This is a genomic window from Caulobacter sp. BK020 (assembly GCF_004342605.1).
Classification (GTDB): Bacteria; Pseudomonadota; Alphaproteobacteria; order Caulobacterales; family Caulobacteraceae; genus Caulobacter.
The window spans coordinates 73986-97635 of the sequence record NZ_SLZL01000016.1 but is presented as its reverse complement, the minus strand read 5'-3'; the positions used below and the strand labels follow the sequence as shown (position 1 = coordinate 97635).

The 23650-nt window shown below is 69.3% G+C and carries 25 protein-coding genes; 13 read left to right on the top strand and 12 right to left on the bottom strand.

Going from position 1 to position 23650, the window contains the following annotated elements:
- Nucleotides 1-31 precede the first annotated feature (31 nt).
- The 7 genes from EV278_RS18350 to EV278_RS18320 all read left to right on the top strand — a co-directional run bounded on the left by EV278_RS18350 (nt 32) and on the right by EV278_RS18320 (nt 6104).
- Complete coding sequence (locus EV278_RS18350; protein WP_132094719.1) at nt 32-679, top strand: hypothetical protein; 648 nt, start codon at nt 32-34, stop codon at nt 677-679.
- A 41-nt stretch (nt 680-720) separates the two neighbouring features.
- Entirely contained in the window at nt 721-963 is a 243-nt protein-coding gene (locus tag EV278_RS18345) for a hypothetical protein (protein WP_132094717.1), read from the top strand.
- Between the two features lie 177 nt (nt 964-1140).
- Nucleotides 1141-1911, top strand: coding sequence for a response regulator transcription factor (locus EV278_RS18340; protein WP_243692258.1), 771 nt, complete (start codon nt 1141-1143; stop codon nt 1909-1911).
- Nucleotides 1908-3230 (top strand): ATP-binding protein, encoded by a 1323-nt coding sequence (locus tag EV278_RS18335; protein ID WP_132094712.1) that lies wholly within the window; start codon nt 1908-1910, stop codon nt 3228-3230. Before EV278_RS18340 ends, EV278_RS18335 begins: the two co-directional genes overlap by 4 nt.
- A 150-nt stretch (nt 3231-3380) precedes the next feature.
- Complete coding sequence (locus tag EV278_RS18330) at nt 3381-4076, top strand: carbonic anhydrase (RefSeq protein ID WP_132094710.1); 696 nt, start codon at nt 3381-3383, stop codon at nt 4074-4076.
- 59 nt (nt 4077-4135) lie between these two features.
- Complete coding sequence (locus EV278_RS18325) at nt 4136-5632, top strand: SulP family inorganic anion transporter (protein WP_132094708.1); 1497 nt, start codon at nt 4136-4138, stop codon at nt 5630-5632.
- Nucleotides 5633-5696: 64 nt separating this feature from the next.
- On the top strand, nt 5697-6104 hold the full coding sequence (locus tag EV278_RS18320; RefSeq protein WP_132094706.1) for a MucR family transcriptional regulator: 408 nt from the start codon (nt 5697-5699) through the stop codon (nt 6102-6104).
- Between the two features lie 74 nt (nt 6105-6178).
- Here EV278_RS18320 and EV278_RS18315 read toward each other — a convergent pair whose 3' ends face one another.
- The 4 genes from EV278_RS18315 to EV278_RS18300 all read right to left on the bottom strand — a co-directional run bounded on the left by EV278_RS18315 (nt 6179) and on the right by EV278_RS18300 (nt 9758).
- Entirely contained in the window at nt 6179-7114 is a 936-nt protein-coding gene (locus tag EV278_RS18315) for a nucleoside hydrolase (protein WP_132094704.1), read from the bottom strand.
- A 309-nt stretch (nt 7115-7423) separates the two neighbouring features.
- A complete protein-coding gene (locus EV278_RS18310; protein WP_132094702.1) occupies nt 7424-8053 on the bottom strand; it encodes a hypothetical protein in 630 nt (209 codons plus the stop codon).
- A 105-nt stretch (nt 8054-8158) separates the two neighbouring features.
- The gene (locus tag EV278_RS18305) at nt 8159-8848 is read right to left on the bottom strand and encodes an MgtC/SapB family protein (RefSeq protein WP_132094700.1); all 690 of its coding nucleotides are present in this window, start codon (nt 8846-8848) and stop codon (nt 8159-8161) included.
- A 154-nt stretch (nt 8849-9002) separates the two neighbouring features.
- Nucleotides 9003-9758, bottom strand: a complete 756-nt coding sequence (locus EV278_RS18300; RefSeq protein WP_132094698.1) for a YebC/PmpR family DNA-binding transcriptional regulator — start codon at nt 9756-9758, stop codon at nt 9003-9005.
- 108 nt (nt 9759-9866) lie between these two features.
- Between EV278_RS18300 and EV278_RS18295 the strand changes: the two genes are divergently transcribed.
- The gene (locus tag EV278_RS18295; protein ID WP_207905522.1) at nt 9867-10169 is read left to right on the top strand and encodes a hypothetical protein; all 303 of its coding nucleotides are present in this window, start codon (nt 9867-9869) and stop codon (nt 10167-10169) included.
- Between the two features lie 91 nt (nt 10170-10260).
- Here the strand turns inward: EV278_RS18295 and EV278_RS18290 are convergent, their stop codons facing one another.
- The 6 genes from EV278_RS18290 to EV278_RS18265 form a co-directional block, all read right to left on the bottom strand.
- Nucleotides 10261-10674 carry an organic hydroperoxide resistance protein gene (locus EV278_RS18290; protein ID WP_132094696.1) on the bottom strand — a complete coding sequence of 138 codons (414 nt, stop codon included), beginning with the start codon at nt 10672-10674 and terminating at the stop codon, nt 10261-10263.
- A 137-nt stretch (nt 10675-10811) separates the two neighbouring features.
- Complete coding sequence (locus tag EV278_RS18285) at nt 10812-11150, bottom strand: DUF559 domain-containing protein (RefSeq protein ID WP_132094694.1); 339 nt, start codon at nt 11148-11150, stop codon at nt 10812-10814.
- A gap of 129 nt (nt 11151-11279) precedes the next feature.
- Nucleotides 11280-12101 (bottom strand): TIGR00282 family metallophosphoesterase, encoded by an 822-nt coding sequence (locus EV278_RS18280; RefSeq protein WP_132094692.1) that lies wholly within the window; start codon nt 12099-12101, stop codon nt 11280-11282.
- Nucleotides 12102-12106: 5 nt separating this feature from the next.
- On the bottom strand, nt 12107-12733 hold the full coding sequence (locus tag EV278_RS18275; protein WP_132094690.1) for a 5-formyltetrahydrofolate cyclo-ligase: 627 nt from the start codon (nt 12731-12733) through the stop codon (nt 12107-12109).
- Nucleotides 12730-13383, bottom strand: coding sequence for a hypothetical protein (locus EV278_RS18270; RefSeq protein ID WP_132094688.1), 654 nt, complete (start codon nt 13381-13383; stop codon nt 12730-12732). Before EV278_RS18270 ends, EV278_RS18275 begins: the two co-directional genes overlap by 4 nt.
- Entirely contained in the window at nt 13361-13552 is a 192-nt protein-coding gene (locus EV278_RS18265; RefSeq protein ID WP_132094684.1) for a hypothetical protein, read from the bottom strand. Before EV278_RS18265 ends, EV278_RS18270 begins: the two co-directional genes overlap by 23 nt.
- Nucleotides 13553-13882: 330 nt before the next feature.
- Between EV278_RS18265 and EV278_RS18260 the strand changes: the two genes are divergently transcribed.
- On the top strand, nt 13883-14161 hold the full coding sequence (locus tag EV278_RS18260) for a type II toxin-antitoxin system ParD family antitoxin (protein ID WP_132094682.1): 279 nt from the start codon (nt 13883-13885) through the stop codon (nt 14159-14161).
- 1 nt (nt 14162) lies between these two features.
- Complete coding sequence (locus tag EV278_RS18255; protein ID WP_132094680.1) at nt 14163-14465, top strand: type II toxin-antitoxin system RelE/ParE family toxin; 303 nt, start codon at nt 14163-14165, stop codon at nt 14463-14465.
- 12 nt (nt 14466-14477) lie between these two features.
- On the opposite strand, the gene EV278_RS18250 is transcribed toward EV278_RS18255, so the two are convergent.
- Nucleotides 14478-14918, bottom strand: a complete 441-nt coding sequence (locus EV278_RS18250; RefSeq protein ID WP_132094678.1) for a MarR family transcriptional regulator — start codon at nt 14916-14918, stop codon at nt 14478-14480.
- Between the two features lie 72 nt (nt 14919-14990).
- On the opposite strand from EV278_RS18250, the gene EV278_RS18245 reads away from it, so the two are divergent.
- From EV278_RS18245 to EV278_RS18235, 3 genes are all read left to right on the top strand, one after another.
- A complete protein-coding gene (locus EV278_RS18245) occupies nt 14991-16115 on the top strand; it encodes a PLP-dependent aminotransferase family protein (RefSeq protein WP_132094676.1) in 1125 nt (374 codons plus the stop codon).
- Between the two features lie 162 nt (nt 16116-16277).
- Complete coding sequence (gene carB, locus EV278_RS18240; RefSeq protein ID WP_132094674.1) at nt 16278-19571, top strand: carbamoyl-phosphate synthase large subunit; 3294 nt, start codon at nt 16278-16280, stop codon at nt 19569-19571.
- A 168-nt stretch (nt 19572-19739) separates the two neighbouring features.
- Nucleotides 19740-20168: a Dabb family protein gene (locus tag EV278_RS18235; RefSeq protein WP_132094672.1), complete on the top strand. Its 429-nt coding sequence runs from the start codon at nt 19740-19742 to the stop codon at nt 20166-20168.
- A 53-nt stretch (nt 20169-20221) separates the two neighbouring features.
- Here EV278_RS18235 and EV278_RS18230 read toward each other — a convergent pair whose 3' ends face one another.
- Nucleotides 20222-23626, bottom strand: a complete 3405-nt coding sequence (locus EV278_RS18230; RefSeq protein ID WP_243692257.1) for a DNA methyltransferase — start codon at nt 23624-23626, stop codon at nt 20222-20224.
- Nucleotides 23627-23650 lie beyond the last annotated feature (24 nt).

The window sequence follows — 23650 nt, the reverse complement described above, 5'->3', positions numbered from 1 at the left end:
CCATGGAGCGGCCCCGTTCGGGAGACCAAGGATGACCAAGACCCGTACCGCCCTGCTGGCTCTGACCGCTATGGCCGGCCTGGCCGCCGGCGGCGCGGCGAGCGCCGAGTCCACGCCGCTGCCGGCCCGGCAGGTCGCCCTCGGCGCCGACCACTTCCACGCCCGCGCCCAGGTCGTCGACGACCCGCTGGACATCGAGACCGTGATCAGCTCCGAGCGCGGCTTCCAGACCGGCAAGGGCCTGTTCCGGGCGCCCAGCAACGACAACCACCTGCGCGCCGTGGTCGACAAGCGCTCCGGCGCCACGCGGTTCGAGGTCCGCCAGGTCCTCACCTATATGGGCCCGGTCCGGGGCTATGGTGAAGTGGCCTACGAAACCGGCCAGTGGCCGGTCCGCGCGCCGGTGACGAGGATCAAGGACAACGCCGGCTACTGCTTCGTGTTCGAGGCGCCCGAACTGTGCCGCGAGGAGGTCGCCTTCGAGATCTCCGAAAGCGAGCTGCGCCGCGCCGCCGCCCAGCCCGGCGCCTGGAGCTTCAAGTTCAAGTCCGACAGCGGCGACGAGCACCGCACCGCCATCACCCATGCCGAGATCGAAGGCCTGCTCAAGGCCGTCGACGGCTACCGCCGCACCCTGCCCGCCGTCCAGGCCGAGGCCGACACCGCGGCGGACGGCTGAACCACCCTTCCACCCCTGATGTCCCGGAGTTTGTTTCCCGCATGAAAGTTCTCGCATCCATCGGCCTGACCGCCGTCTGCCTGGCGGCGTCCCCCGCCGTCGCTGGTCCTGTCGGCACCGGCCTGACCTTCACCGAGGAGGTGGCCAAGAAGGCCCTCCAGAAGAAGCGCGCCGCCGAGCTCCGCTCGCCCTCCGACTGCGCCGCGCCCAAGGCCGGAGAGCCTCGCAGGGCCGACGCCGGCAAGCCGGACGGCGCGGCATCCGAGACCTGCCGGGCCAGCTAGGCCCGGCGTCGCACAGCCGCTCAAGGGCGCAAGAGACCCAGGCGGCCCGCCCTCGCGCGCCCCCTCCCCCCGCGGCGCGCGAGGGCTTCACCGCCTGGCTTTCCGTTCGAGCCTGGACGGAAAATCATCGAAACCGATCTTGTTCGCGCGGTCGCCGCGCCTAAGTACCCCGAGCATATGGATTATTCAGGCCACGGAACGATCGTCCCGCCGCGTGAGATGGCGACAGCGCCGCTGGCGCCCACCATCCTGATCGTCGAGGACGATCCCGCGCTACGCACCCTGCTGATGCGGCTGCTCCGCGAGGAAGGCTTCCAGCCGCTCAGCGCCGGCCACGGCGCCGAGATGGCCCGGCTTCTCGAGACCAACACCGTCGACCTCATCCTGCTGGACATCATGTTGCCGGGCAGCAACGGCTTCGACCTGTGCCGGGCCATCCGGCGCGACAGCGAGGTGCCGATCGTCATGCTGAGCGCCCGCGATGACGAGACCGACCGCCTGATCGGCCTGGAGCTCGGCGCCGACGACTATATCGGCAAGCCGTTCAGCAAGAAGGAGCTGATCGCCCGCATCCGCGCCATCCTGCGCCGGGCCCAGGGCGGGTCGCAGTCCAGCCGGCCGCGTGGCCACCAGCAGATGACCTTCGCCGGCTGGAGCCTGGATCCGGGCCGTCGCGAGCTGCTGTCGCCCGACGGGGCCTTCGTCGAACTGTCGGGGGCCGAGTTCGACCTGCTGCTGGCCTTCGTCACCTCGCCCCAGCGGGTGATCGGCCGCGAGCGCCTGCTGGAGATGTCGCGCGCCCGCTTCTCGGACGCCTCGGACCGCAGCATCGACGTGCTGGTCAGCCGCCTTCGCCGGAAGCTGGCCGTCACCGGCCAGGCCGAGGCGCTGCTGCGGACGGTGCGCGGCGTCGGCTATCTGTTCACCGCGGCGGTGGAGCGCCGATGAAGCCTTGGCGGCTGTGGCCGCAGCGTCTGGGCGGCCAGGTCACCCTGGTCCTGATGCTGGCCGTCGCCCTGGAGTTCATCGGCAGCTCGATCCTGTTCGAGAACAGCCGCATCTATCCCAACCGCGACAACCAGGTCCGGCGCGCCGCCGACCAGCTGGTCGCCGCGGAAAACATCCTGGAAAACATCCCGGCCGCGGAACGCCCCGCGCGGGCGGCGGCCCTGTCCAACCGCGTCGGCCGGCTGGTCTGGTCGCCCCAGTCCGGCCTGGTCGACCGCGAGCGCTCGGCCGAGCACAAGCTCAAGGACCAGTTCCGCGACGCCGAGCCCAGCCTGCGCGGCCGGGACCTGCACCTGAACGCGGAGCTGGGCCAGGCCCTACCTCGGGACACCCACCTGAAGGTGGCCCTGCGGCTGCGTGACGGGACCTGGCTGACCCTGAAGACCAAGATCCGGGCCGCGCCCTGGGCGGTACTGCTGAGCAGCGTCGGCTCGGCCTTCATCCTGGGCCTGGGCGTCATCGCCGCCGCCGCCCTGGTGCTGCGCAATCTCAGCCGTCCGCTACGGGCCCTGGCCGAGGCCGCCGACAAGGTGGGCCAGGACGCCCATGTGCGCATCGGCGAAACCGGGGCCGGCGACCTGAAGCTGGTGGCCAAGGCCTTCAACGCCATGCAGGACCGGATCGCCGGCCTGCTGCGGGCCCGCACGGACGCCCTGGCCGCCGTCGGCCACGACCTGCGCACCCCTCTGGCCCGCCTGCGCCTGCGGGCCGGCTTCGTCAAGGACCCCGAGGCCCGCGAGGCGCTGGAGGCCGATGTCGACGAGATGACCGCCATGCTCGACTCGCTGCTGGCCTATCTGGGCGGCCAGGAGGACCCAGAGCCCCGGCGCCGCACCGACCTGGCCGCCATCGCCATGACCGTGGTCGACGACGCCGTCGACGCCGGGCGGCCCGCCGCCTATGACGGCCTCGACCACTTGCCGGTCCAGGCCCGCCCGGTGTCGCTGAAACGCGCGATCAGCAACATCGTCGAAAACGCCCTGCATTACGGCGGCGAGGCGAAGCTGACCCTGACGCGCGAGGGCGCCGCGGCTGTGCTGGCGGTCGAGGACTCAGGGCCAGGCATCCCCGAGGCGGAGCTCGCCCACGTGCTGCAACCGTTCAATCGCCTGGACAGCGCCCGAGCCCGCAACACCGCGGGCCTGGGCCTGGGCCTGACCATCGTCCAGCAGATCCTGCATCGCGAAGGCGGCGTGCTGGTCCTGAAGAACCGCCCTGAAGGCGGCCTCCGCGTCGAACTGCGGCTGCCGGCGCTGTAGCGGCAGACATCCTTTGTCACAAAGCCGCTGCATCGCAGCAAAACCCGAAAACCACCTTCGTCCCTGCGTCTGGCGATCCTCGCCGTGACGCCCCGCCGCGGCGCCGTCCCCCCTTTTTCGGCGCCGCGGCGGCCAATCGACGGAGGTCCCTTGGAACAGTTTCTCGAACGCGCCGCCTTGTTCCGCGGCCAGGTCTTTCCCGCCCAGAGCGCCCTCTACGAGCGCCTGGCCAGCCATGGCCAGAGTCCCAAGGCCCTGATGATCTCGTGCGCCGACAGCCGCGTCGTGCCCGAGCTGATCACCCAGGCCAATCCCGGCGACCTGTTCGTCTGCCGCAACGCCGGCAACATCGTGCCGCCGTTCTCGCAGGCCAACGGCGGGGTGTCGTCGGCGGTCGAATATGCGGTGGTGGCGCTGGGGGTGCGCGACATCGTGGTCTGCGGCCACTCCGACTGCGGGGCCATGAAGGCCTTCTCCCATCCCGAGGCGCTGGAGAAGATGCCCAATGTCGCCGCCTGGCTGCGCCACGCCCATGCGGCCCACAGCGTGGTCTGCTCGTGCTATCAGGACCTGGACGAGCACGGCCGGACACGAGCCCTCTCGCTTGAGAACGTCGTCGTCCAGATCAACCATCTGCGCACCCATCCGTCGGTGGCCTCGGCCATGGCCAAGGGCGAGCTGACCCTGCACGGCTGGTTCTTCGAGATCGAGACCGGCCAGATCCAGGCCTATAACGGCGACACCGGCCAGTTCGAGCAGGTCTATGAAGGCGCCCCGCTGCCGGTCGCCCAGCGTCCGTCCCGCCGCATGGTCGCGGCCGACCACCTGGGCATCGCCGCCGAATGACCCAGGCCGCCATCACCTCACCCAAGGAGTCACCGGGCGGAAAGCTCGGATTCCCGGCGATGCTGTCGCGCGACTTCACCGCCTCGATCGTCGTCTTCCTGGTGGCCATGCCGCTGTGCATGGGCATCGCCGTCGCCTCGGGCGTCCCGGCCGAGCGCGGCCTGGTCACGGGCGTCATCGGCGGGATCATCGTCGGCGCCCTTGCCGGCTCGCCCCTGCAGGTCAGCGGCCCGGCCGCGGGCCTGGCGGTCATCGTCTTCGAGATCGTCTCCAAGCACGGCCTTTCGATGCTGGGCCCGCTGCTGCTGGTGGCCGGCCTGATCCAGCTGGTCGCCGGCGCGCTGAAGCTGGGCCAATGGTTCCGGGCCATCTCGCCGGCCGTGGTCCACGGCATGCTGGCCGGCATCGGGGTGCTGATCGTCGCCGGTCAGTTCCACGTCCTGTTCGCCGACAAGCCCAAGGCCCACGGGCTTGAGAACCTGGCCGCCATCCCCGCGGCCCTGGGCGGCGTCTCGTTCTCCAGCCTCGGCGCGGTCGAGGCTGCGCTGGTGGTCGGCCTGGTCACCATCGGCTCGATCGTGGCGTGGGAGAAGTTCCGTCCCGCCAAGCTGAAGCTGGTTCCCGGCGCCCTGCTCGGCGTCCTGGCCGGCACGCTGGTCGCCGTCGGCTTCGGCCTCGACGTCCAGAAGATCGCCGTGCCGGAATCGATCGCCGCGGCCATCGCCCTGCCCGGCGCGGCCGACCTCGCCCGGATGGCCGATCCGATGCTGCTGCTGACCGCCCTGGCCGTGGCGTTCATCGCTTCGGCCGAGACCCTGCTGTCGGCAGCCGCGGTCGATCGCATGCACGACGGTCCCCGCACCCAGTACAACAAGGAGCTGTTCGCCCAGGGCGTCGGCAACATGCTGTGCGGCGCGGTCGGGGCCCTGCCGATGACCGGCGTGATCGTCCGCAGCTCGGCCAACGTCCAGGCCGGAGCGGTGTCGCGGCTTTCGACCATGATGCACGGCGCCTGGATCCTGGCCTTCGTCGCCCTGCTGCCCTGGCTCCTGCGCCAGGTTCCCAGCGCGGCCCTGGCCGGGGTGCTGGTGGTCACCGGCTGGAAGCTGGTCAGCCTGCAGCATGTCCGCCACCTGTTCGCCCGCTACGGCCTGCTGCCCGCGGTGATCTGGGCGGCGACCTTCGTGGCGGTGGTGGCCACCAACCTCCTGACCGGCGTGCTGATCGGCATGGCCCTGACGCTGCTGGAGCTGATCCCCAATCTGCGGAAGATGCGCCTGCGGGTCGCCCAGCGCGCGCTGAGCGAGACCGAGAGTGAGATCCGCCTGGAGGGCGCGGCGACCTTCGTCCAGCTGCCCAAGATCGCCAAGGTCCTGGACGCCGCGCCGAACGGGGGCCTGGTCCGTCTCGACACCCGGGCCCTGACCTGCCTGGACCACACCTGCGCCGAAGCCCTCGGCGACTGGCTGAAAGGCAAGGCGAGAGCCGGGGTGAAGGTCGAGCTGCCCAGCCCTTGCGCGTTCGGCGACCGTCTCCGCGCCGCCGTCGCCCACTGATCCCACTGCCCCGCCCAGCCCAGGAACGGCCTCCGTTCCTGGGCGCCTTTCTGGAGACATCCCGATGACCAAGGCCCAGGAACGCGCCGCCGAGATCGCCGCGCGCGTCCTCTGCGCTTATCTCCGCCGCAACCTCGTCTCGCCCGACGACCTGCCCGGGCTCGCCGCCCGCACCTACGCCGCCCTGGAGGCGGTGCTGGCGCCCTTGTCCCGCGGTGAGCCGATCAAACCGCCCAGCCCGGAAGCCATCGCCGCCAGCGTCACGCCCGACGCCATCGTCAGCTTCGAGAACGGCCGCCGCTATCGCTCGCTGCGCCGCCACCTGAAGCAGCAGGGCCTGACCGAGACCCAGTATCGCGCCAAATGGGGACTGCCCGACGACTATCCCATGGTGGCCCGCAGCTTCTCGGATCTTCGCTCGCAAGCCGCGCGCCGCGGCCGACTCGGCGCCTTTGCGGTCGCGGCCGAGTAGCGCCCGGGCTGGCTAGAGCATTTTCCCACGAAGTGGACGCCGGTTCGTCGTCAGAAAATGCGTTAAACAAGGCTCTAGACCCCATGCAGCGCCGGCGCGCAGAACAGCCGCGCCAGCAGCAGGGTCTCGACGGCCGGCGCGTCGACGGAGACGCAGAGCTCGGCGTTGGGCTCGCCGTCGATCCGCTCCAGGCGGCCCAGGTGCTCGCCGTCGGTCAGCACCCGCAGGCGCGCCGGCTCGAACGCGAACAGCTCCGGGGCCACCAGGCTGGCGGCGGCCACGGCGTCGTGCGGGTGGCAGCCGTTCTCCAGGCCCCAGGCCCGGCGGTGGAAGGCCATGTAGGGCGCCATCGCCTTGTTCAGCCGGGCCGACAGCGGCGTGCCGCAGGCGGTCGAGCCCTCGGCCATGGCCTGGGCGGTCAGGGTGACCCGCGAGGTGACGTCCAGCGGCACGACCCGCGGCAGGACTCCGCGCTCCAGCACCCGGGCCAGGGCCTCGGCGTCGCTCCAGCTGTTGAAGTCGGCCCCGCCCCTGGCCTTGCCCTCGACCGCGAAGGCGCCGGCCATGATCGTCGGCCCCCAGCCGCGGAAGGCCCCGGCGTCCTCCAGCAGGCCCTGGGCCAGGTTGGTCAGCGGACCCAGGAACAGGCCGGCCACCCGCGCCCGGGCGCGAAAGGCCAGCAGGCTGCCGCCCTGGCCCCGGTCCAGCTCGGGCAGCTTCCAGCGCTGCGAGAAGCCGGCGCCGTTCAGGCCGTCGACGCCGTGGGCCGGGCGCATCCGCTCGACCCGGCGCTTGGCCACGCCCGAACCGGCGCCGATATAGACCTCGGCCGGGCAGCCGGCCAGGCGCAGCACGCCGCGGGCGTTGGCGGCCGCCTGGTCGACATAGGTGTTGCCGAACACCGCCGAGACCGAGACGATCTCCACCGCGTCGCGCGAACGCGCCAGCATGGCCAGGGCCAGGGCGTCGTCCACGCCGCAGTCGGTGTCGATGTGCAGGCGCAGCGGCATGGCCGCAGCATAGCGCGATCCGGACCACCGCGAGAAGACGGCGCCGCCCGTACACGCAGGCTTTATCAGCCCAGATCCGCGCTAGGACGGATCGACATCCAGCCGGTTTGACGCTGGTCGACCCTTTTTTCGAGCCCACCTTTTATTCGTCATTCCGGGCCTTGTGCCCGGAACCCCTCGCGCCGCCGCAGGTGCGGGCGTGTGGCGCGCCAGCGCGCCAAAGCGCTTCACGTGCAAGCTGAACCAGGGGTTCCTGGCACAAGGCCCGGAATGACGGACGTTTGGGGAGCGCGGTCTTTGAATCTCCCCCTAGCTCCCCAGGCCGAAGATCAGCGGCGTGGACAGCAGGCAGAAGAACAGGGCCACGCCAGTCAGCCACAGGGCCACGGCCAGGGCGCGGAAACGTCCCACGGCCAGGCGGGCACGGATCCAGCGGGTCTGGACGCACAGATGCCAAGCCGCCGCGCCCAGTCCCAGCAGAACGCCCGCCAGCCGCGTCGGCGGCGTCCCCGCCCGGACCAGGACGACGGCCACCGAGACCGAGATGGCTAGCGGCGCGGCGTAGAAGCATTGCAGGTCGAACGGCGTCCGCAGGGTGGCGTGATTGACCGGCCGCCCCTCGCGCCGCAGCACGCCGGCCGCCAGGACCAGCGGCAACAGGCTGAAGGCCAGGGCCCGGAACAGCAGCGGGGCGGGGTCGAAGCCCCCCGCGGCCTCGCCCATCTCGTCGCCCATGGCCAGGTCCAGCCCGTGGGCCGCCAGGATCGAGATCAGCAGGAACAGCGGCGGACTGACCCGATCGGCGGTCCGCTCGCCGGCCGCGTCGGCGATCTGGGCCGGCTCCAGCAGCACCCGCCACAGAGTGCGCGGGTAGAACAGCAGCCCGGTCATCAGCTCGTAGAGGATCTCCTCGAGCGTGCGAAAGCGAAGACGTTCCATGGCGTACCCCACCTGGTGGTCCGGGAACCAAACACTCCAGCTTGCGGATTCGGCTCAGGCCGCGTCGAAAGCGCGTGAAAAATTTCAGGGCACAACCGGGGATTTTCAGTCCTTGCGCGGCCGGATGGCGAATTCCAGCACGCGGGGGTCGGCGCGCAGGGCCGCCGACAGCTCGTCGAGACGCAGCACGCCCCGCCCGGAGAACGGCCCCGACAGGGCGAACACCGCTCCGCCCTCGGCCAGTTCCTGGCAGACCCGAGCCCCTTCCAGATCGAAGGCCTCCAGCATGCGCCGCAGCTCGGCCTCGTCGATCACCGCGTCGCGGCGCGACCGCACGGTGATCTCGGCGAAATTCTTCTGCGGCATGTGGCGGTCCAGCCAGCGGGCGGCGCTCAGCACCACCAGCGACAGCACCGTGCCGCCGATCGCCAGCTCGTACAGGCCCACCCCGAACAGGGTGCCGATCGCCGAGGTGACCCACAGCGAGGCCGCCGTCGTCAGGCCGTGCACCGAGGCGCCCTGCTGGAAGATCACCCCGCCGCACAGGAAGCCGACGCCGGTCAGGATGCCGTGGGCCATGCGGACCGGATCGATGCGCACGACCTCGTTCGGCGCGCCTTCCAGCCAGGTGATCTGGTGCACGGCGGCCAGCATCAGCAGGGCCGAGGCCAGGGCCACCAGCATGTGGGTGCGCAGGCCCGCCGGCCGGGCCCGATACTCCCGCTCGAACCCGATCGCCCCGCCGGCGGCCAGGGCGCCGAGGATCGGGAGGGCGAGTTGCAGGAGCGCGTCCATGAGGGGGGAACGGACGAAGGCCGGGTGAGGCTCCCGCGCGAGAGCCCCCTCCGGCCCTTCGGGCCACCTCCCCCAGAGGGGGAGGAGCTAGCGCGGTGCGGCTGCTCCCCCTCTGGGGGAGCTGTCGGCGAAGCCGACTGAAGGGGCCTTCGCCCTAGCCCAGCTTCGCGGCGTCCTCGTCGCTGATCTCTTCGTTGGAATAGACGTCCTGGACGTCGTCGTCCTCGTTGAGCGCGTCGAGCAGCTTCATCAGGGTGGCCACGGCGTCGCCGGTGACCGGGACCTGGCTCTTGGGCCGCCAGGCGACCTTGGTGTTGCTGGCCGGGCCGAACCTGGCCTCCAGGGCGGCGGCGACGTCGTTGAGGTCCTCGAAGGCGGTGTAGACCGTGTGGCCTTCGCCCTCCTCGTCCATGTCGGACACCACGTCGTCGGCGCCCGCCTCGATGGCGGCCTCCATCATCTCGTCCTCCGACGCGGCCTTGGCCGGATAGGTGATCTGGCCGACGCGGTCGTAGTTGAAGGTCACCGAGCCGGTGGCCCCCATGTTGCCGCCCATCTTGGTGAAATAGGAGCGGACATTGGCGGCGGCGCGGTTCTTGTTGTCGGTCAGCACCTCGACGATGATGCCGACGCCGCCGGCGGCGACGCCCTCGTAGCGGATTTCGGTGTAGTCGGCCGCGTCGCCCATCTGCGACTTCTTGATCGCGCGGTCGATGACGTCCTTGGGCAGGCTCTCGGCCTTGGCGTTGTTGACGGCCAGGCGCAGGCGCGGGTTCATGTTCGGGTCGGGCAGGCCCGCCTTGGCCGCCACGGTGATCTCCCGCGACAGCTTGGAGAACAGCTTGGAGCGCGCGGCGTCGGCGCGGCCCTTGCGGTGCATGATGTTCTTGAATTTCGAGTGGCCGGCCATTCGCGGGGCTCTTCTCTGGTCTGCGAAGGAAAGGTAGGGCGCGCTTCTAGCGCCTGGCGCCCCATATTGTCATCCTCCAAGCTTAGACTCCCGTTCTGGAGGCGCTTGATGACCCCGTCCGATTTTCTGTCCGAACCCTTCGACCCGGCTCGCCTGGGGGCTCTGGAGGCGCAGGACCAGGATGCGATCAATGCGGCCGACCAGCCCTCGGCCCTGGCGACGGGCGCCGTGGCGGCCGGGGCTCTCTCGACGGGCGCGGCGGCGCTGGGCGGCCTGGCGGTCGGCGCCTTGGCCGTGGGAGCCCTGGCGATCGGCGCCCTGGCCATCGGCCGCCTGTCGATCGGCCGCGCGCGGATCCGCCGGCTGGAAATCGACGAACTGATCGTCGGGCGCCTCGTGGAACGACGATAGCGGCTGGGGACACGCCCTCGCGGCGTGCCCCCTGTTCAAGCGCGGCGTTGGTCTTGGGGACACGCCGCAAGGGCGCGTCCCCGGTCGGCCTCTACGCCACCTTCAGCTCGACATCGATATTGCCGCGCGTCGCCTTCGAGTATGGACAGACCGCGTGGGCGGCGTGCAGCAGCTTTTCGGCGGTCTCGCGGTCCAGCTCCGGGGCGTTCAGGGTCAGGCGCACGCCGATGTGGAAGCTGGTGTCGTCCTTGATCAGGTCGACCTCGCTGTCCAGGCTGTGCTCGCCCAGCTTGACGCCCTGGTTGCGGGCCACCAGGCCCAGCGCGCCCAGGAAGCAGGCGCTGTAGCCGGCCGCGAACAGCTGCTCGGGATTGGTCCCGGCGCCGTCGCCGCCCATCGACTTGGGGAAGGCCAGCTTGACGTCCAGATGGCCGTCGTCGGACTTGGCCGTGCCCTGCCGGCCGCCGACGGCGTGGGCATGGGCGGTGTAGATGGCGTCGGTCATGGGCAGGCTCCTTGCGGGTTGAGGTCGCGGCGGCGACTGTTGGCCGAAGGTGTGACGGGCGCAAGCGCGGCGTCTTCCATCACCCTCTCCCGGAGGGGAGAGGGAGGGGCCCGCGCGCAGCGTGGGAGGGTGAGGGGTCACGCCGTCAGCCGGAGCGCCGCGCCGATGATCTCGGCCACGCGCCCGGGATCAGCCAGCACGGTCTCGTTGTCGAACCGCAGGACGCGATACCCGGACCGCTCCAGAACCTCGGTTCGCGCCAAGTCATGAAGTTCCCGGTCCACATGCGACGGACCGTCCAATTCCACGATGAGCTTCGCATCCCAACAGGCGAAGTCCGCGAAATAGCGGTCGATCGGGACTTGGCGGCGGAACTTGAAACCAGCGAGGCGACGACCGCGCACGATCGCCCAGAGCTTCTCCTCGGCCAGGGTCTGGCTGCGCCGAAGTCGACGGGCGTTGGGGATCGGGTTCATCGCGCGATGAACGGATCAAATCGGGAACATGACAAGCAAAGGAATCGGGATTTCACTTTGACGGTGTCACCCCTCACCCTCCCACGCCTTCGGCGCGGGCCCCTCCCTCTCCCCTCCGGGAGAGGGTGACTACACCGCCGGCACCGTCTCCTTCAGCCGCCCGCCCACGCGGATCGGCTCGACGCGGATCGCCAAGCCGGTGCGGTCGTCGGTCTCGACGAACACGCCGCAGACCGTGGCCGGACCCGAGGCCGGGGTGTAGCGACCGCCGCTGATCTTGGTGGTGAAGCGGCGCAGGGGCTCGTCCTTCTGGTTGCCGATCACGCTGTCATAGTCGGCGCAGGCCCCGGCGTCGGTCTGGTAGGCCGTGCCGCCCGGCAGGACCTGGGCGTCGGCGGTCGGCACGTGGGTGTGGGTGCCCACCACCAGGCTGGCGCGGCCGTCGCAATAGTGGCCCATGGCCATCTTCTCGGACGTGGCCTCGCAGTGCATGTCGACCACCACCGCGTCGGCCACCTGGCCCAGCGGGGCCTTGTCCAGCTCGCGGTCGGCGGCGGCGAACGGGTCGTCCATGGCGTCCATGTGCACCCGGCCCAGCAGGTTGACGACATAGATCGTCCGACGGCCCTCGGTCTGGAACAGGTGGCTGCCCCGCCCGGGCGCGTCCGACAGGATCGGGTAGTTGGCCGGGCGGATCAGGCGCGGCTCGCGCACGATGTAGGTCAGAGCCTCGCGCTGGTCCCAGCTATGGTTGCCCAGGGTCAGGCAGTCGGCCCCGGCCTCGAACAGCTCGCGGGCCGTGTTCTCGGTGATGCCGAAGCCGGCGGCGGCGTTCTCGGCGTTGACGATCACGAACTCCAGCTGGAGCTGGCGGCGCAGGGCGGGAAGGTGATCGGCCAGGCCGTCGCGGCCCGACTTGCCGACCACGTCGCCGAAGAAAGCAAAACGCATGAATTTCAGTCCTCTCGGACGGCGATATACTCGCTTTCCGTCAGGATGGCGTCCAATCGTTGGTCGTGGGGCTCATCAGGCAGGCCGTGTGTCTCCTGGCCCACATAGGCCAGGCCCAGCACGAGCACCGTCTTGCGGGCGCGCAGGGCCGCCAGGGCCCGGTCGTAATAGCCGCCGCCCTGGCCCAGGCGGCGTCCCTGGCGGTCGAAGGCCAGCAGGGGCGTGACCACCAGGTCGGGCTGCACGATCGGACGCTCGGGAGGCGGGGCGACCAGGCCGATGGAGTCGTGGACCAGGGGCTCGCCGGGCGTCCAGCGCCGGAACACCATGTGGCCGCTGTGGCCGCCCTGGCTCTCGGGCCGGTCGGCGCCCTCGACGCTGGGCAGGGCCAGGGTCCAGCCGGCCTGGGCCAGCCAGTCGGCCAGGGCCCGGGCCGAAAGCTCAGAGCCCAGGCCGTGATACAGCGCCGCGACCTTGCCGCGCGGATTGGGGAAGCGTTCGGTCAGCGGCCCCCGGGCCACGTCGACGAGCCTCCAGTCGGCTTCGGGATGCTCGCGCGCCAGGGCCTTGCGGCGATTGCGGACGAACATCCGCAGGGCGGTCTTGGCGGCGGCGGGATCGGCGATGGTCATCCGATGAACTCTCGATCCGCACGGAACTCGATCCAATCTCGAATGGCATAGACAAAATCACTGTGGGTCAGCGTTTCAAGGTCGAGCCGCCGACGGGCTAATTGGTCGGCGAGCTCCGCGTTGAAAAGGCGATAATCCCCTCGTATCGCTCGGGCGCCAGGCAAGGGAGGCGCGTCGCGTGGGCGATGGTCGGAGAGCCAATCTCTGACGCAGCGGATCGCTTCGTCGGGATCGTTGCCGTGCGACTCGATATCCTGGCCGCTGATATCCGACAGGGCGGCGTCGTAACGGTGGCGCTCAGCGTCCAGGATCAGGGCGCGCTTGCGACGATGGCGGCCTTCGCCCAGCAGGCGGGCGCCAAGGTGCAGACCCAGTTCCATCGGCATGTTGAACCGCGGCAGACCGCCGGGCGCGACCTCGACCCGCGACAGGTCGTGGATGCCCCAGTCGCATTGGCCGATCAGCCGGGCGATCTTGTTCACTCGCACTTCTGCGCCGTCGGTGGAGTCCAGCGCGCAGCGGGGCTGATAGCCGGACACCACGATGGTGAAGACCATCGCCCGAAAAATCGGCTGGAAATCGGTGTCGAATGGACAGTTGATGAAGACGGAACGCGCCGCCGGAAACCTAACCCTTGGACGCAGGGTCACGCGTCGTATCGTTCATGGTCCGGAAATCCTCCCGGATCGCCTCGGCCAGCGCGGACCGCTTGCCGACCATCGGCTGGATCTTGATCCCGCGATAGATCACCGAACGATCCTGCCGGCTGGCGTCAGCCTTCGCCTTGCGCGGGGTCGATTTCTTCTGCGGGCTCGTCATGACCGGAAGTATGGCACGAACCAAATCGTGAACAAGAGGGGGAGAGGTGGCGGCGCCGTGAAGAACCGTGAAGACGTTTCAATCCACTCGAACCTGTTAGTAACAGGTGGGCTCCGTGTTCCCGCAGCCACGGCCACGGGAGGGAACAGATCCCGATAGAGAGATTAAGGTCCCTGGGAATAGAAATCTTCGACGAGGGCCACAGCTGACCCGCCGGGGAAGAAGATAGGCGTTCGGAGGCCCAGACGCCAGGGGGGCGTTGTCGCACTTGCTTCTCGCGCGTCGCATTGAGAGGTATGCAGAAGTCATACCGCTTGCTAAAATCCCGCCATGTCCGTCGTCAACAAACGCACCGTCAGCCTGCCCGCAGAGCAGTCGAGCTACGTCGACCAGTTGGTGGCGTCCGGCAGCTATGCTTCGGCGAGCGAGGTGGTGCGGGCGGGCCTCCGGGCCTTGCAGGAGCGCGACGCCGCCGTCGAGCGTTGGCTTCGCGAGGACGTCGCTTCCGCCTATGACGCCATTCAGGCCGATCCTGGACGCGGCATACCCGCCACGGACGTCTTCGCCTCTATCCGTGCGCATCACGCCAACCGGCTGAAAAAAGCCTGAGGTGACACGAACGGTCACTTTCACGCCCGAAGCGCGGAACGACCTGTTCGAACTCTACAGCTACATCGCGGGGCGAGGCGCGCCCAACGCCGCCATGGACTATATCGCTCGACTGGAAGCCCGTTGCGTGGCCTTGGCCGACTTTCCGGAACAGGGCCGCCAACGGGATGACGTTCGCCCAGGTCTACGTCTCCTGGGGTTCGAACGACGGACGGCCATCGCCTTTCACGTCACGCCGTCCGAGGTGGTGATCGATCGGATTTTCCACGGCGGCCAAGACGTTTCGGCGATGTTCGAGACCTGACCCCTCGGCCGCTCACCCCTTCACCAGCTCCTCCATCACAGCGCGCCACCCCCGCTGGGCCTCCTTCCCCGCCCGGTCGAAGGCGGCGCGCAGATGCCGCGTCTGGGCCTCGGTCAGCTCGGCTTCCAGCTTGCGGCCCGCGGGTGTCAGAGCCAGGCGCTTGACGCGGCGGTCCTGCGTCGAAGCTACGGCGCGGACCAAGCCCATCTCGATCAGCTGGCGCAGCGGCGCGTTCAGGGCCTGCTTGCTGACGGCCAGCAGATCCAGCAGGCCGCGCACCGAGACGTCGGGCCGGCGGCCGATGAAGTAGAGGATGCGGTGATGCACCCGTCCCAGGCCCCGCCGCTCCAGAATACGGTCGGGACGATCGGTAAAGCCGCGATAGGCGAAATAGAATTGCTCGATCGCGGCATGCAAATCGCCCGACGGGGCAGGATCATCCAGGTCAAGCATATTGACATAATAGGCCGCGCCGGCCCATCGTGTCGATAGGTCAAGGTCTTTGACACTGTTGGGAGGAACGCGATGGCCCGGCTGTCGGTGCGGAGTTCGGATATCAAGCCCTCGCCGGTGCGCGAGATGCTGAACGTGTCGCAGCGCCCGGGCATGATTTCGTTCGCCGGCGGCCTGCCCTCGCCCGAGACCTTCGCGGGTCTCGACCTGCCCCCGCCGCCGCGCGACCTGCTGCAATACGGCCCCACCGAGGGCGAGCCGGCCCTGCGCGAGCGGATCGCCCAGGACCTGGCCGAGCTGGGCCTGGACACCGCGCCCGACCGGGTGATGGTGCTGTCGGGCTCGCAGCAGGGCGTCGACCTGGCCGGCAAGCTGGTGATCGACGCCGGCACGGTCCTGGCCGTGGAGTCGCCCGCCTACCTGGCCGCCCTGCAGGTGTTCCGCTTCTACGGCGCGCGGTTCGAGATCATCGACCGGTCGAGCCCCGGCGCCGCCTGGGCCGACGCTCCGCCGGCCATGGCCTACATCATCCCCACCTTTCAGAACCCTTCCGGCCATTGCTGGACCGCCGACGAACGCGCGGCCACGGCGGCGGCCTGCCGGGCCCATGACGTGATCCTGTTCGAGGACGACCCCTATCGCGACCTGGTCTATGAACCCTGCGACCGCCGTCCGGTCTGCGCCGACATGGCCGGCGGGTCGTGGATCTATCAGGGCTCGTTCTCCAAGACCGTCGCCCCGGGCCTGCGCCTAGGCTACCTGACCGCCTCGCCGGACCTGTTCCCGCTGCTGGTCCAGCTGAAGCAGGCCGCCGACCTGCACACCAACCGGCTCAGCCAGTGGATGGTGCTGCAGTACCTGAACGACCCCGGCCGCGCCGAGCGAATGGAGCAGGTCCGCGACCTCTACCGCCGCAAGCGCGACACGTTCGCCGACGCCCTGACCCGGCGCCTGGGCAACCGAGCCGCGTGGACCCTGCCGCCGGGCGGACTGTTCTTCTGGCTGACCCTGGCCGACGGCGTCGATGTCGAGACCCTGCTCCAGCGCTGCGTCGAGCGCGGCGTGCTGTTCACCCCGGGCGCCCACTTCCTGGCCGAGGGCGGCGCCAGCCCGACGATGCGGCTGAACTTCAGCCTGGCCGAACCCGAGGCGGCCGAGCGCGGCCTGGCGGTGATCGGCGAGCTGCTGCGGGGCTGAGGCCGCGCTTCCTCCGACACACCGGGCCGACAGGTAACCACGGCCGGCGAAAGCACGCTTGCGCCAACCCGACTCCCTCTCTAAACGGGCGGCTTAACCTGCAAGATGGTCGGCAGCGGGCGCGCGGATGTGCGCGACCGTGTCTCTGCGCGCGAGTTTTCCATGCCCAAAAGAACTGACATCTCCTCGATCCTGATCATCGGCGCCGGCCCGATCGTCATCGGCCAGGCGTGCGAGTTCGACTATTCGGGCGTCCAGGCCTGCAAGGCGCTGCGCGCCGAGGGCTACCGGATCATCCTGGTCAACTCGAACCCGGCCACGATCATGACCGATCCGGACGTGGCCGACGCGACCTATATCGAGCCGATCACGCCCGACATGGTCGCCAAGATCATCGAGAAGGAGCGCCCCGACGCCCTGCTGCCGACCATGGGCGGCCAGACCGCGCTGAACACCGCCCTGGCCCTGGAAAGCGCCGGCGTGCTGGCCAAGTTCGGCGTTGAGATGATCGGCGCCAAGGCCGAGGTGATCGACAAGGCCGAGGACCGCCAGAAGTTCCGCGACGCCATGGACAAGCTGGGCCTGGAAAGCCCCCGCTCCAAGGCCGCCCACACCATGGAAGAGGCCCGCGAGGGGCTGGAGTTCGTCGGCCTGCCGGCGATCATCCGCCCGTCCTTCACCCTGGCCGGCACCGGCGGCGGCATCGCCTACAATGTCGAGGAGTTCGAGGAGATCGTCGCGCGCGGTCTCGACCTCTCCCCCACGACCGAAGTCCTGATCGAGGAAAGCGTCCTGGGCTGGAAGGAATACGAGATGGAAGTGGTCCGCGACACGGCGGACAACTGCATCATCGTCTGCTCGATCGAGAACATCGACCCGATGGGCGTCCACACCGGCGACTCGATCACCGTCGCCCCGGCCCTGACCCTGACCGACAAGGAATACCAGTGGATGCGCGCGGCGAGCATCGCCGTGCTGCGCGAGATCGGCGTCGAGACCGGCGGCTCCAACGTCCAGTTCGCGGTCAACCCGGCCGACGGCCGCATGGTCGTGATCGAGATGAACCCGCGGGTGTCGCGCTCGTCGGCCCTGGCGTCCAAGGCCACCGGCTTCCCGATCGCCAAGGTCGCCGCCCGCCTGGCCGTCGGCTACACCCTCGACGAGCTGAAGAACGACATCACCGGCGGCGCGACCCCGGCCTCGTTCGAGCCGTCGATCGACTACGTGGTCACCAAGATCCCGCGCTTCGCGTTCGAGAAGTATCCGGGCAGCGAGCCGCTGCTGACCACCGCCATGAAGTCGGTCGGCGAGGTGATGGCCATCGGCCGCACCTTCAAGGAAAGCGTCCAGAAGGCCCTGCGCGGCCTGGAGACCGGTCTGTCGGGCTTTGACGAGGTCGAGATCGCCGGCGCCGACGATCCCGACACCGGCCGCGCGGCCGTGATCCGGGCCCTGGGCACGCCGACGCCGGACCGCCTGCGCGTCATCGCCCAGGCCTTCCGCCACGGCCTGACCGTGGACGAGGTCAACGCCGCCTGTTCCTACGAGCCGTGGTTCCTGCGCCAGATCGCCGAACTGGTCCGCCAGGAGGGCTGGGTCCGGGCCGGCGGCCTGCCGACCGACGCGCAAGGCTTCCGCGCCCTGAAGGCCCAGGGCTTCTCCGACGCCCGCCTGGCCAAGCTGGTCGGCTCCACCGAGACCGCCGTCCGCAAGGCCCGCCAGGCCCTGGACGTGCGGCCAGTGTTCAAGCGCATCGACAGCTGCGCCGGCGAGTTCGCGGCCACCACGCCCTACATGTACTCCACCTACGAGACCGGGGCCCTGGGCCAGGTCCCCGAGTGCGAAAGCCTGCCGTCGGCCCGCAAGAAGGCGGTGATCCTGGGCGGCGGTCCCAACCGGATCGGCCAGGGCATCGAGTTCGACTACTGCTGCTGCCACGCCGCCTTCGCCCTGGACCAGATCGGGGTGGAGTCGATCATGGTCAACTGCAACCCCGAGACCGTCTCGACCGACTACGACACTTCCGACCGCCTGTACTTCGAGCCGCTGACCGCCGAGGACGTGCTGGAGCTGCTGCATGTCGAGATGAGCAAGGGCCAGCTGGCCGGCGTCATCGTCCAGTTCGGCGGCCAGACCCCGCTGAAGCTGGCCCACGCCCTGGAAGAGGCCGGCGTGCCGATCCTGGGCACCAGCCCCGACGCCATCGACCTGGCCGAGGACCGCGAGCGCTTCCAGCAGCTGCTGAACGGCCTGGACATCGCCCAGCCCGAGAACGCCATCGCCCGCACCTGGGACGAGGCCCGGGCCGAAGGCGACAAGATCGGCTTCCCGTTCGTGATGCGTCCGTCCTACGTGCTGGGCGGCCGCGGCATGGAGATCATCCGCGACCACGAGCACCTGGAACGCTACATCGCCAACGCCGGCGAGATCTCGTTCGAGCACCCGATCCTGCTGGACCACTATCTGAGCCGCGCCACCGAGGTGGACGTCGACGCCCTGTGCGACGGCCAGGACGTGTTCGTGGCCGGCGTGCTGGAGCACATCGAGGAAGCCGGCGTCCACTCGGGCGACAGCGCCTGCTCGATGCCGCCCTTCTCGCTGAAGGCCGAGACGGTGGAAGAGCTGAAGCGCCAGACGGTGCAGATGGCTCTGGCCCTGAACGTCCGTGGCCTGATGAACGTGCAGTTCGCCATCGAGGAGCCGCACTCGGAAAACCCGCGCATCTACGTGCTGGAAGTGAACCCCCGCGCCTCGCGCACCGTGCCCTTCGTGGCCAAGACCATCGGCCAGCCGGTCGCCGCCATCGCCGCCAAGATCATGGCCGGCGAGAGCCTGAAGAGCTTCGGCCTCAAGGACGCCCCCTACGACCACATCGCGGTCAAGGAAGCGGTGTTCCCGTTCGCCCGCTTCGCCGGCGTCGACACGGTGCTGGGCCCGGAAATGCGCTCGACCGGCGAGGTCATGGGCCTGGACTGGATCCGCGAAGGCGAGCAGAATCTCGCGCCCGCCTTCGCCCGCGCCTTCGCCAAGAGCCAGCTGGGCGGCGGCGTCAGCCTGCCGACCTCGGGCACGGCCTTCGTCTCGGTCAAGGAAAGCGACCGCCCGTGGATTGTCGAGCCGGTCAAGCTGCTGCAGGCGGCCGGCTTCAAGGTGCTGTCCACCGTCGGCACCCGCGGCTACCTGGCCGAGCAGGGCGTCGAGGTCGAGCTGGTCAAGAAGGTGCTGGAAGGCCGCCCGCACATCGTCGACGTGATGAAGAACGGCGGCGTGCAGCTGGTGTTCAACACCACCGAGGGCAAGCAGGCCCTGGAGGACAGCTTCGAGATCCGCCGCACGGCCCTGATGATGAAGGTGCCCTACTACACCACCAGCGCCGGCGCCCTGGCGGCGGCCCAGGCGATCTCCTCGGCCCCAGCCGAGGCGCTCGAGGTGCGGCCGCTGCAGAGCTACGCGTAACCGGACTGGGGACACGCCCTTGCGGCGTGTCCCCCACTGCGAACGCGGAGGGGACGAGCCGCCGAGCCTGATTTGGGGACACGCCGCAAGGGCGTGTCCCCAGCCGCTGGGCGGCCAAATCCGAGGAAGCCCGTTGCCTTCGCGCCGGCCGCGCGATAGCCCTGGACCATGCCCCTCGATCGCCGCGTCTTCCTGTCCGCCGCCCTGACCACCGGGACCGCCGCCAGCTCGGCCCAGGCCGCCTCGGGCCAGCCTGCGCCAGTCCAGCCCGCGCCGAGGGAGACGACCCTGCCCGTGATCCACCACGCCCTCTTCTGGCTGAAGAACCCGGACTCCCAGGAAGACCTGGACCGCCTGATCGCCGGCGTGCGGACCTTGAAGGACGTCGAGGTCGTCCGTCAGCTCTACGTCGGCACGCCGGCCTCGACCGAAAAGCGCGAGGTCGTCGACAACAGCTACCACGTCTCCGAGGTGATGATCTTCGACAGCGTCGAGGACCAGGCCGCCTATCAGGTCCACCCCATCCACCAGAAGTTCGTCAGGGACTGCGGCCACCTCTGGGCCCGCGTGGTGGTGTACGACAGCACGACGGTCTGACGACAGACGGGGTCACAGGCGGGGACCGGAGGCGTCGGGGTCATCGACAATCCTTAAATCGCCTTGCGCCCGGCGTAGCGGCCGTCGGGCAGGGCGGTGACGTGGCCGTAGCGGACCAGGCCGGGCAGGACCTTGGCGACCGCCTGCTCGATGCGCTTGCCACCCTTCTTGAATGACCGGGCGATGGCGGCGACGTCGAGCGGGGCCTCGGCCTGGTCGAGCACGGCCAGCACGGCCGGCGGTCGGTCGGCGGCGTTCTTGGGGAAGTCGGGCAGGTCCTCGCCCGCCGCGGCCGGCGCCTCGCCCAGGTCCAGCTCGCCGCTCTTGGCCGCCGCGCCCTTGGCGAAGCGGGGGATCTGGTAGTCGGGTCGCAGCCAGCGCACCTGGCCGGCCGCCTCCTCGCGGGCCCGCTCGGCGTTCAGGGCCACCAGCCGCTCCAGAATCTGCTCGCCGGTCAGGTCGCGCGGCCAGCCATAGGCGTCGGCCGTGGCGGTGTCGATCTGGTCGTGCAATTCCTTGAGGATCAGCACCCGACCGCGGCTCTTCTGGTCGGCCTCGATCGGCGTCAGTTCGGTCCCGGCCCGGACCTTTTCCAGCAGGTTATAGAGGCCGGTCAGGGTCAGGTCGGCGTGCTCGGCGAGCACGGTCTTGCGGGTGGCGTCGAGTTCCTCGCCGAGGGCGCGGAGGCGAGCTCTGATGGTGTCGGAGGGATCGGGGAAGGGAAAGGGATCGAAAACCGACGACTTCACATAGACGGGGTCATTGCCGAAACCGAGCCAGCCCCCGGCCGAGATCGCCCAGTGGGTATGGATGCGGGAGGATAGAATCGCCAGCGTCGCGGCGTCGTCGTCAGCGATCACGATCAGCTTGTTATCAGGGGCGACGGCGGCGTCGAGTAACTGAAAAACGCGGTGCTTCGCTGTTTCAACGGTCGCGAGATAGTGGCCGAGTCCGGTAAGCGCGGGGCGCATGTCACGACGCGGTTCTCCAAAGATCCACCAGTTGTCCCGGTACACGGCGCGATTGTTCTGATCTCGCTCGGGTTTCACTGCCTCAAGAAGATGCTGATAGACTTCTGGATAGTCACGGCGCGTTGCGTCTGCGGTCAGGCCGAATAGGTCAATCACCATGACATCGCGCGGTCGTGCGGTCAGGTCGCGACCGTTGCGATACAGCCGAATATGGTGCTCCAACCTGGGCCGTTTGCCCAAGCCCAAGTGTTCGGCCTGAGCCGGCGTGACGATGAAACCAGAGCCGTGCAGCTTAAATCCTGGTGAGCAAATGCCGTCATTGGCCATCAGCGACCGAGCCCGCGTGACATCCACCCCGACCGTCAGGTCCGAGTTCACCTTGCCGCGCTTCTCGGTAAAGGTCAGCGCTGGCTCGTCGGTGTCCAGCCCAGTCTCGCTCGCCACCTCCCAGACCACGCCGTCCAGCTTGCCCCGGGCGGCGGCGGTCATGGCGATGCGCACGGCGGCGCTTTCGCGGCCGGCCTTGGTCCAAGGGTGGTCGCCGATGGCGAAGATCAGGCTGATCGGCGGCTTGCCGTTCAGGTGGCGCTCCATGACTTTGCGCTGGAAAACCTGGGTGATCGAGTTGGTGGTGACGAAGCCGAAGCGGCGCAGGATGGTCTTCTTGCGAGCCAGGATCTCGGCGCTGCGGTCCCACCAGTACATGACGAAGTCGGCGCTATCGTTCATGGCCTTGTGCGCCTTCCACAAGGCCTCGGCATAGCCGGGCGCCAGGCGCGAGCGCAGGTCCTTGCCGCCGATGAACGGCGGGTTCCCCACGATGAACTCCGCCTCCGGCCATTCCGGCCGCCTGGCGTTCGGGTAGGTCTCGACCCGCGCGCCGTTCTGCTCGACCACCGTGGTCAGGGGATAGCCGTCCCAGATCAGCACCGCATCGCGGTTCTCGATGTTGTGGAACGCCCGCAAGATCGGCTCGGCGGGGTGGCTGGAGCGCGCCCTGTAGTGCTGCTGCAGATAGCCCAGCCACAGCACCAGCTCGGCGATCGCCGCGGCGCGAGGATTGAGCTCGATGCCGAGGAACTGATGCGGGTCGACCGTCTCCAGGCCGATGCTCTCCGGCTCGCCCAGCTGGACCAGGGTCTCCAGGACCTCGGCCTCCAGAGTCTTCATCAGCTCCAGCGACACATAGAGGAAGTTGGCGGTGCCGCAGGCCGGGTCGAGCACCCGCGTGGCGCACAACTGATGATGGAAGGCGCGCACGGCGTCGCGGGCCCCCTTCTCGTCGCCGGCGTCAGCCAGGGCCTCGGCCTTGGTCCGCGCCGCCCGCCAGTCGGCCCGCAGCGGCTCCATCACCGTCACATTGACCAGCCGCTCGACATAGGCGCGCGGCGTGTAGTGGGCGCCCAGGCGGCGGCGCTCGGCCGGGTCGAGAGCCTGTTCGACCAGGGTGCCGAAGATGGCCGGCTCGACCTGGCGCCAGTCGCGGCGGGCGGCGGCCAGCAATTCGCCGATCTCCTCCTTGCCCAGCGGAAAGGCCCGGGCCTTCTCGAACAGCCCGCCGTTGAAATAGCGCAGATGGGTCTTGAAGGCCGAATAGAATCGCCGGTCGTGGTCGGGCTCGTTCATCTTCTCCCACAGCTCCTTGAGCAGCGGGGCGAAGGCGGCGGGACTGTCCAGGCACTCTTCCAGCAGGTTGGTGAACGCCCCCTTGGGCAGCAGTTCCACGTCCTCGGCGAACATCGTGAAGATGCTGCGCATCAGGAACAGCGCCACCTCCTCAGGCGGATGGTTGCGGGCCTCCAGGCCTTTGGACACCGCGGCCAGGCGCTCGGCGATCTCGCGGGTGACCCTTGCGGACTCGCGGGTGGGATCCAGGCTGTGCGGGTCGGTCCAGATCGTCGCCAGCCGGGCGCGGATCTTGGGATCGCGCAGTTCGTCGAGATAGATCCGGAAGCCCTTGCGGTCGGGATAATAGGCGTAGCCCCGGCCGGTGCCGGAGAAGTCGGCATAGATCTCGAAACAGTGACCGACATCGGCGACGATCAGGAACGGCGGGGCGGCATGGTCTGTGGGCAACAGGTGGACATAGTCGTTGGCCTGGTTGAAGGCCTTGCGCATCAGCACGTCCCAGCCCTTGGCGGTCGAGCGGCGGCCAAGGTGTTCGGGTTCGGCGGGGAGCAAGGGCAGCTGATCCGGCGCGGCCTTGGTTCCTCCCTTGGCGTGGGTCTGTTTGGCCTCCAGGACGAAGGCGGCCTTCTTGTAGAGGTCGATACGCTTGGCGCTGGCCCGATCCAGGGCGGTCGAACTGACCGCCCGCTCGAAGACGTAGTCGTTGAGATCGCGCTCGGCGCCCGCCGGATCGGGGCGGGGTACGCCCAGCACGTCGCATAGCTCCGACAGGAACATCTGGTAGTTGGCGCGCTCGGCGCCGCCCTCGCGCGCCGTCCAGCGCGTGATGAAGTCCTCGATGTTCATAGGTTCGGTCACGCCCCCTACTGTCCTCTCAACCAT

Bases quoted from the DNA above. Each gene is read 5' to 3' on its own strand.
- EV278_RS18350 (WP_132094719.1), top strand. From the start codon at position 32: ATGACCAAGACCCGTACCGCCCTGCTGGCTCTGACCGCTATGGCCGGC.
- EV278_RS18345 (WP_132094717.1), top strand. From the start codon at position 721: ATGAAAGTTCTCGCATCCATCGGCCTGACCGCCGTCTGCCTGGCGGCG.
- EV278_RS18340 (WP_243692258.1), top strand. From the start codon at position 1,141: ATGGATTATTCAGGCCACGGAACGATCGTCCCGCCGCGTGAGATGGCG.
- EV278_RS18335 (WP_132094712.1), top strand. From the start codon at position 1,908: ATGAAGCCTTGGCGGCTGTGGCCGCAGCGTCTGGGCGGCCAGGTCACC.
- EV278_RS18325 (WP_132094708.1), top strand. From the start codon at position 4,136: ATGCTGTCGCGCGACTTCACCGCCTCGATCGTCGTCTTCCTGGTGGCC.
- EV278_RS18320 (WP_132094706.1), top strand. From the start codon at position 5,697: ATGACCAAGGCCCAGGAACGCGCCGCCGAGATCGCCGCGCGCGTCCTC.
- EV278_RS18315 (WP_132094704.1), bottom strand. From the start codon at position 7,114: ATGCCGCTGCGCCTGCACATCGACACCGACTGCGGCGTGGACGACGCC.
- EV278_RS18310 (WP_132094702.1), bottom strand. From the start codon at position 8,053: ATGGAACGTCTTCGCTTTCGCACGCTCGAGGAGATCCTCTACGAGCTG.
- EV278_RS18305 (WP_132094700.1), bottom strand. From the start codon at position 8,848: ATGGACGCGCTCCTGCAACTCGCCCTCCCGATCCTCGGCGCCCTGGCC.
- EV278_RS18300 (WP_132094698.1), bottom strand. From the start codon at position 9,758: ATGGCCGGCCACTCGAAATTCAAGAACATCATGCACCGCAAGGGCCGC.
- EV278_RS18295 (WP_207905522.1), top strand. From the start codon at position 9,867: ATGACCCCGTCCGATTTTCTGTCCGAACCCTTCGACCCGGCTCGCCTG.
- EV278_RS18290 (WP_132094696.1), bottom strand. From the start codon at position 10,674: ATGACCGACGCCATCTACACCGCCCATGCCCACGCCGTCGGCGGCCGG.
- EV278_RS18285 (WP_132094694.1), bottom strand. From the start codon at position 11,150: ATGAACCCGATCCCCAACGCCCGTCGACTTCGGCGCAGCCAGACCCTG.
- EV278_RS18280 (WP_132094692.1), bottom strand. From the start codon at position 12,101: ATGCGTTTTGCTTTCTTCGGCGACGTGGTCGGCAAGTCGGGCCGCGAC.
- EV278_RS18275 (WP_132094690.1), bottom strand. From the start codon at position 12,733: ATGACCATCGCCGATCCCGCCGCCGCCAAGACCGCCCTGCGGATGTTC.
- EV278_RS18265 (WP_132094684.1), bottom strand. From the start codon at position 13,552: ATGACGAGCCCGCAGAAGAAATCGACCCCGCGCAAGGCGAAGGCTGAC.
- EV278_RS18260 (WP_132094682.1), top strand. From the start codon at position 13,883: ATGTCCGTCGTCAACAAACGCACCGTCAGCCTGCCCGCAGAGCAGTCG.
- EV278_RS18250 (WP_132094678.1), bottom strand. From the start codon at position 14,918: ATGCTTGACCTGGATGATCCTGCCCCGTCGGGCGATTTGCATGCCGCG.
- EV278_RS18245 (WP_132094676.1), top strand. From the start codon at position 14,991: ATGGCCCGGCTGTCGGTGCGGAGTTCGGATATCAAGCCCTCGCCGGTG.
- carB (WP_132094674.1), top strand. From the start codon at position 16,278: ATGCCCAAAAGAACTGACATCTCCTCGATCCTGATCATCGGCGCCGGC.
- EV278_RS18235 (WP_132094672.1), top strand. From the start codon at position 19,740: ATGCCCCTCGATCGCCGCGTCTTCCTGTCCGCCGCCCTGACCACCGGG.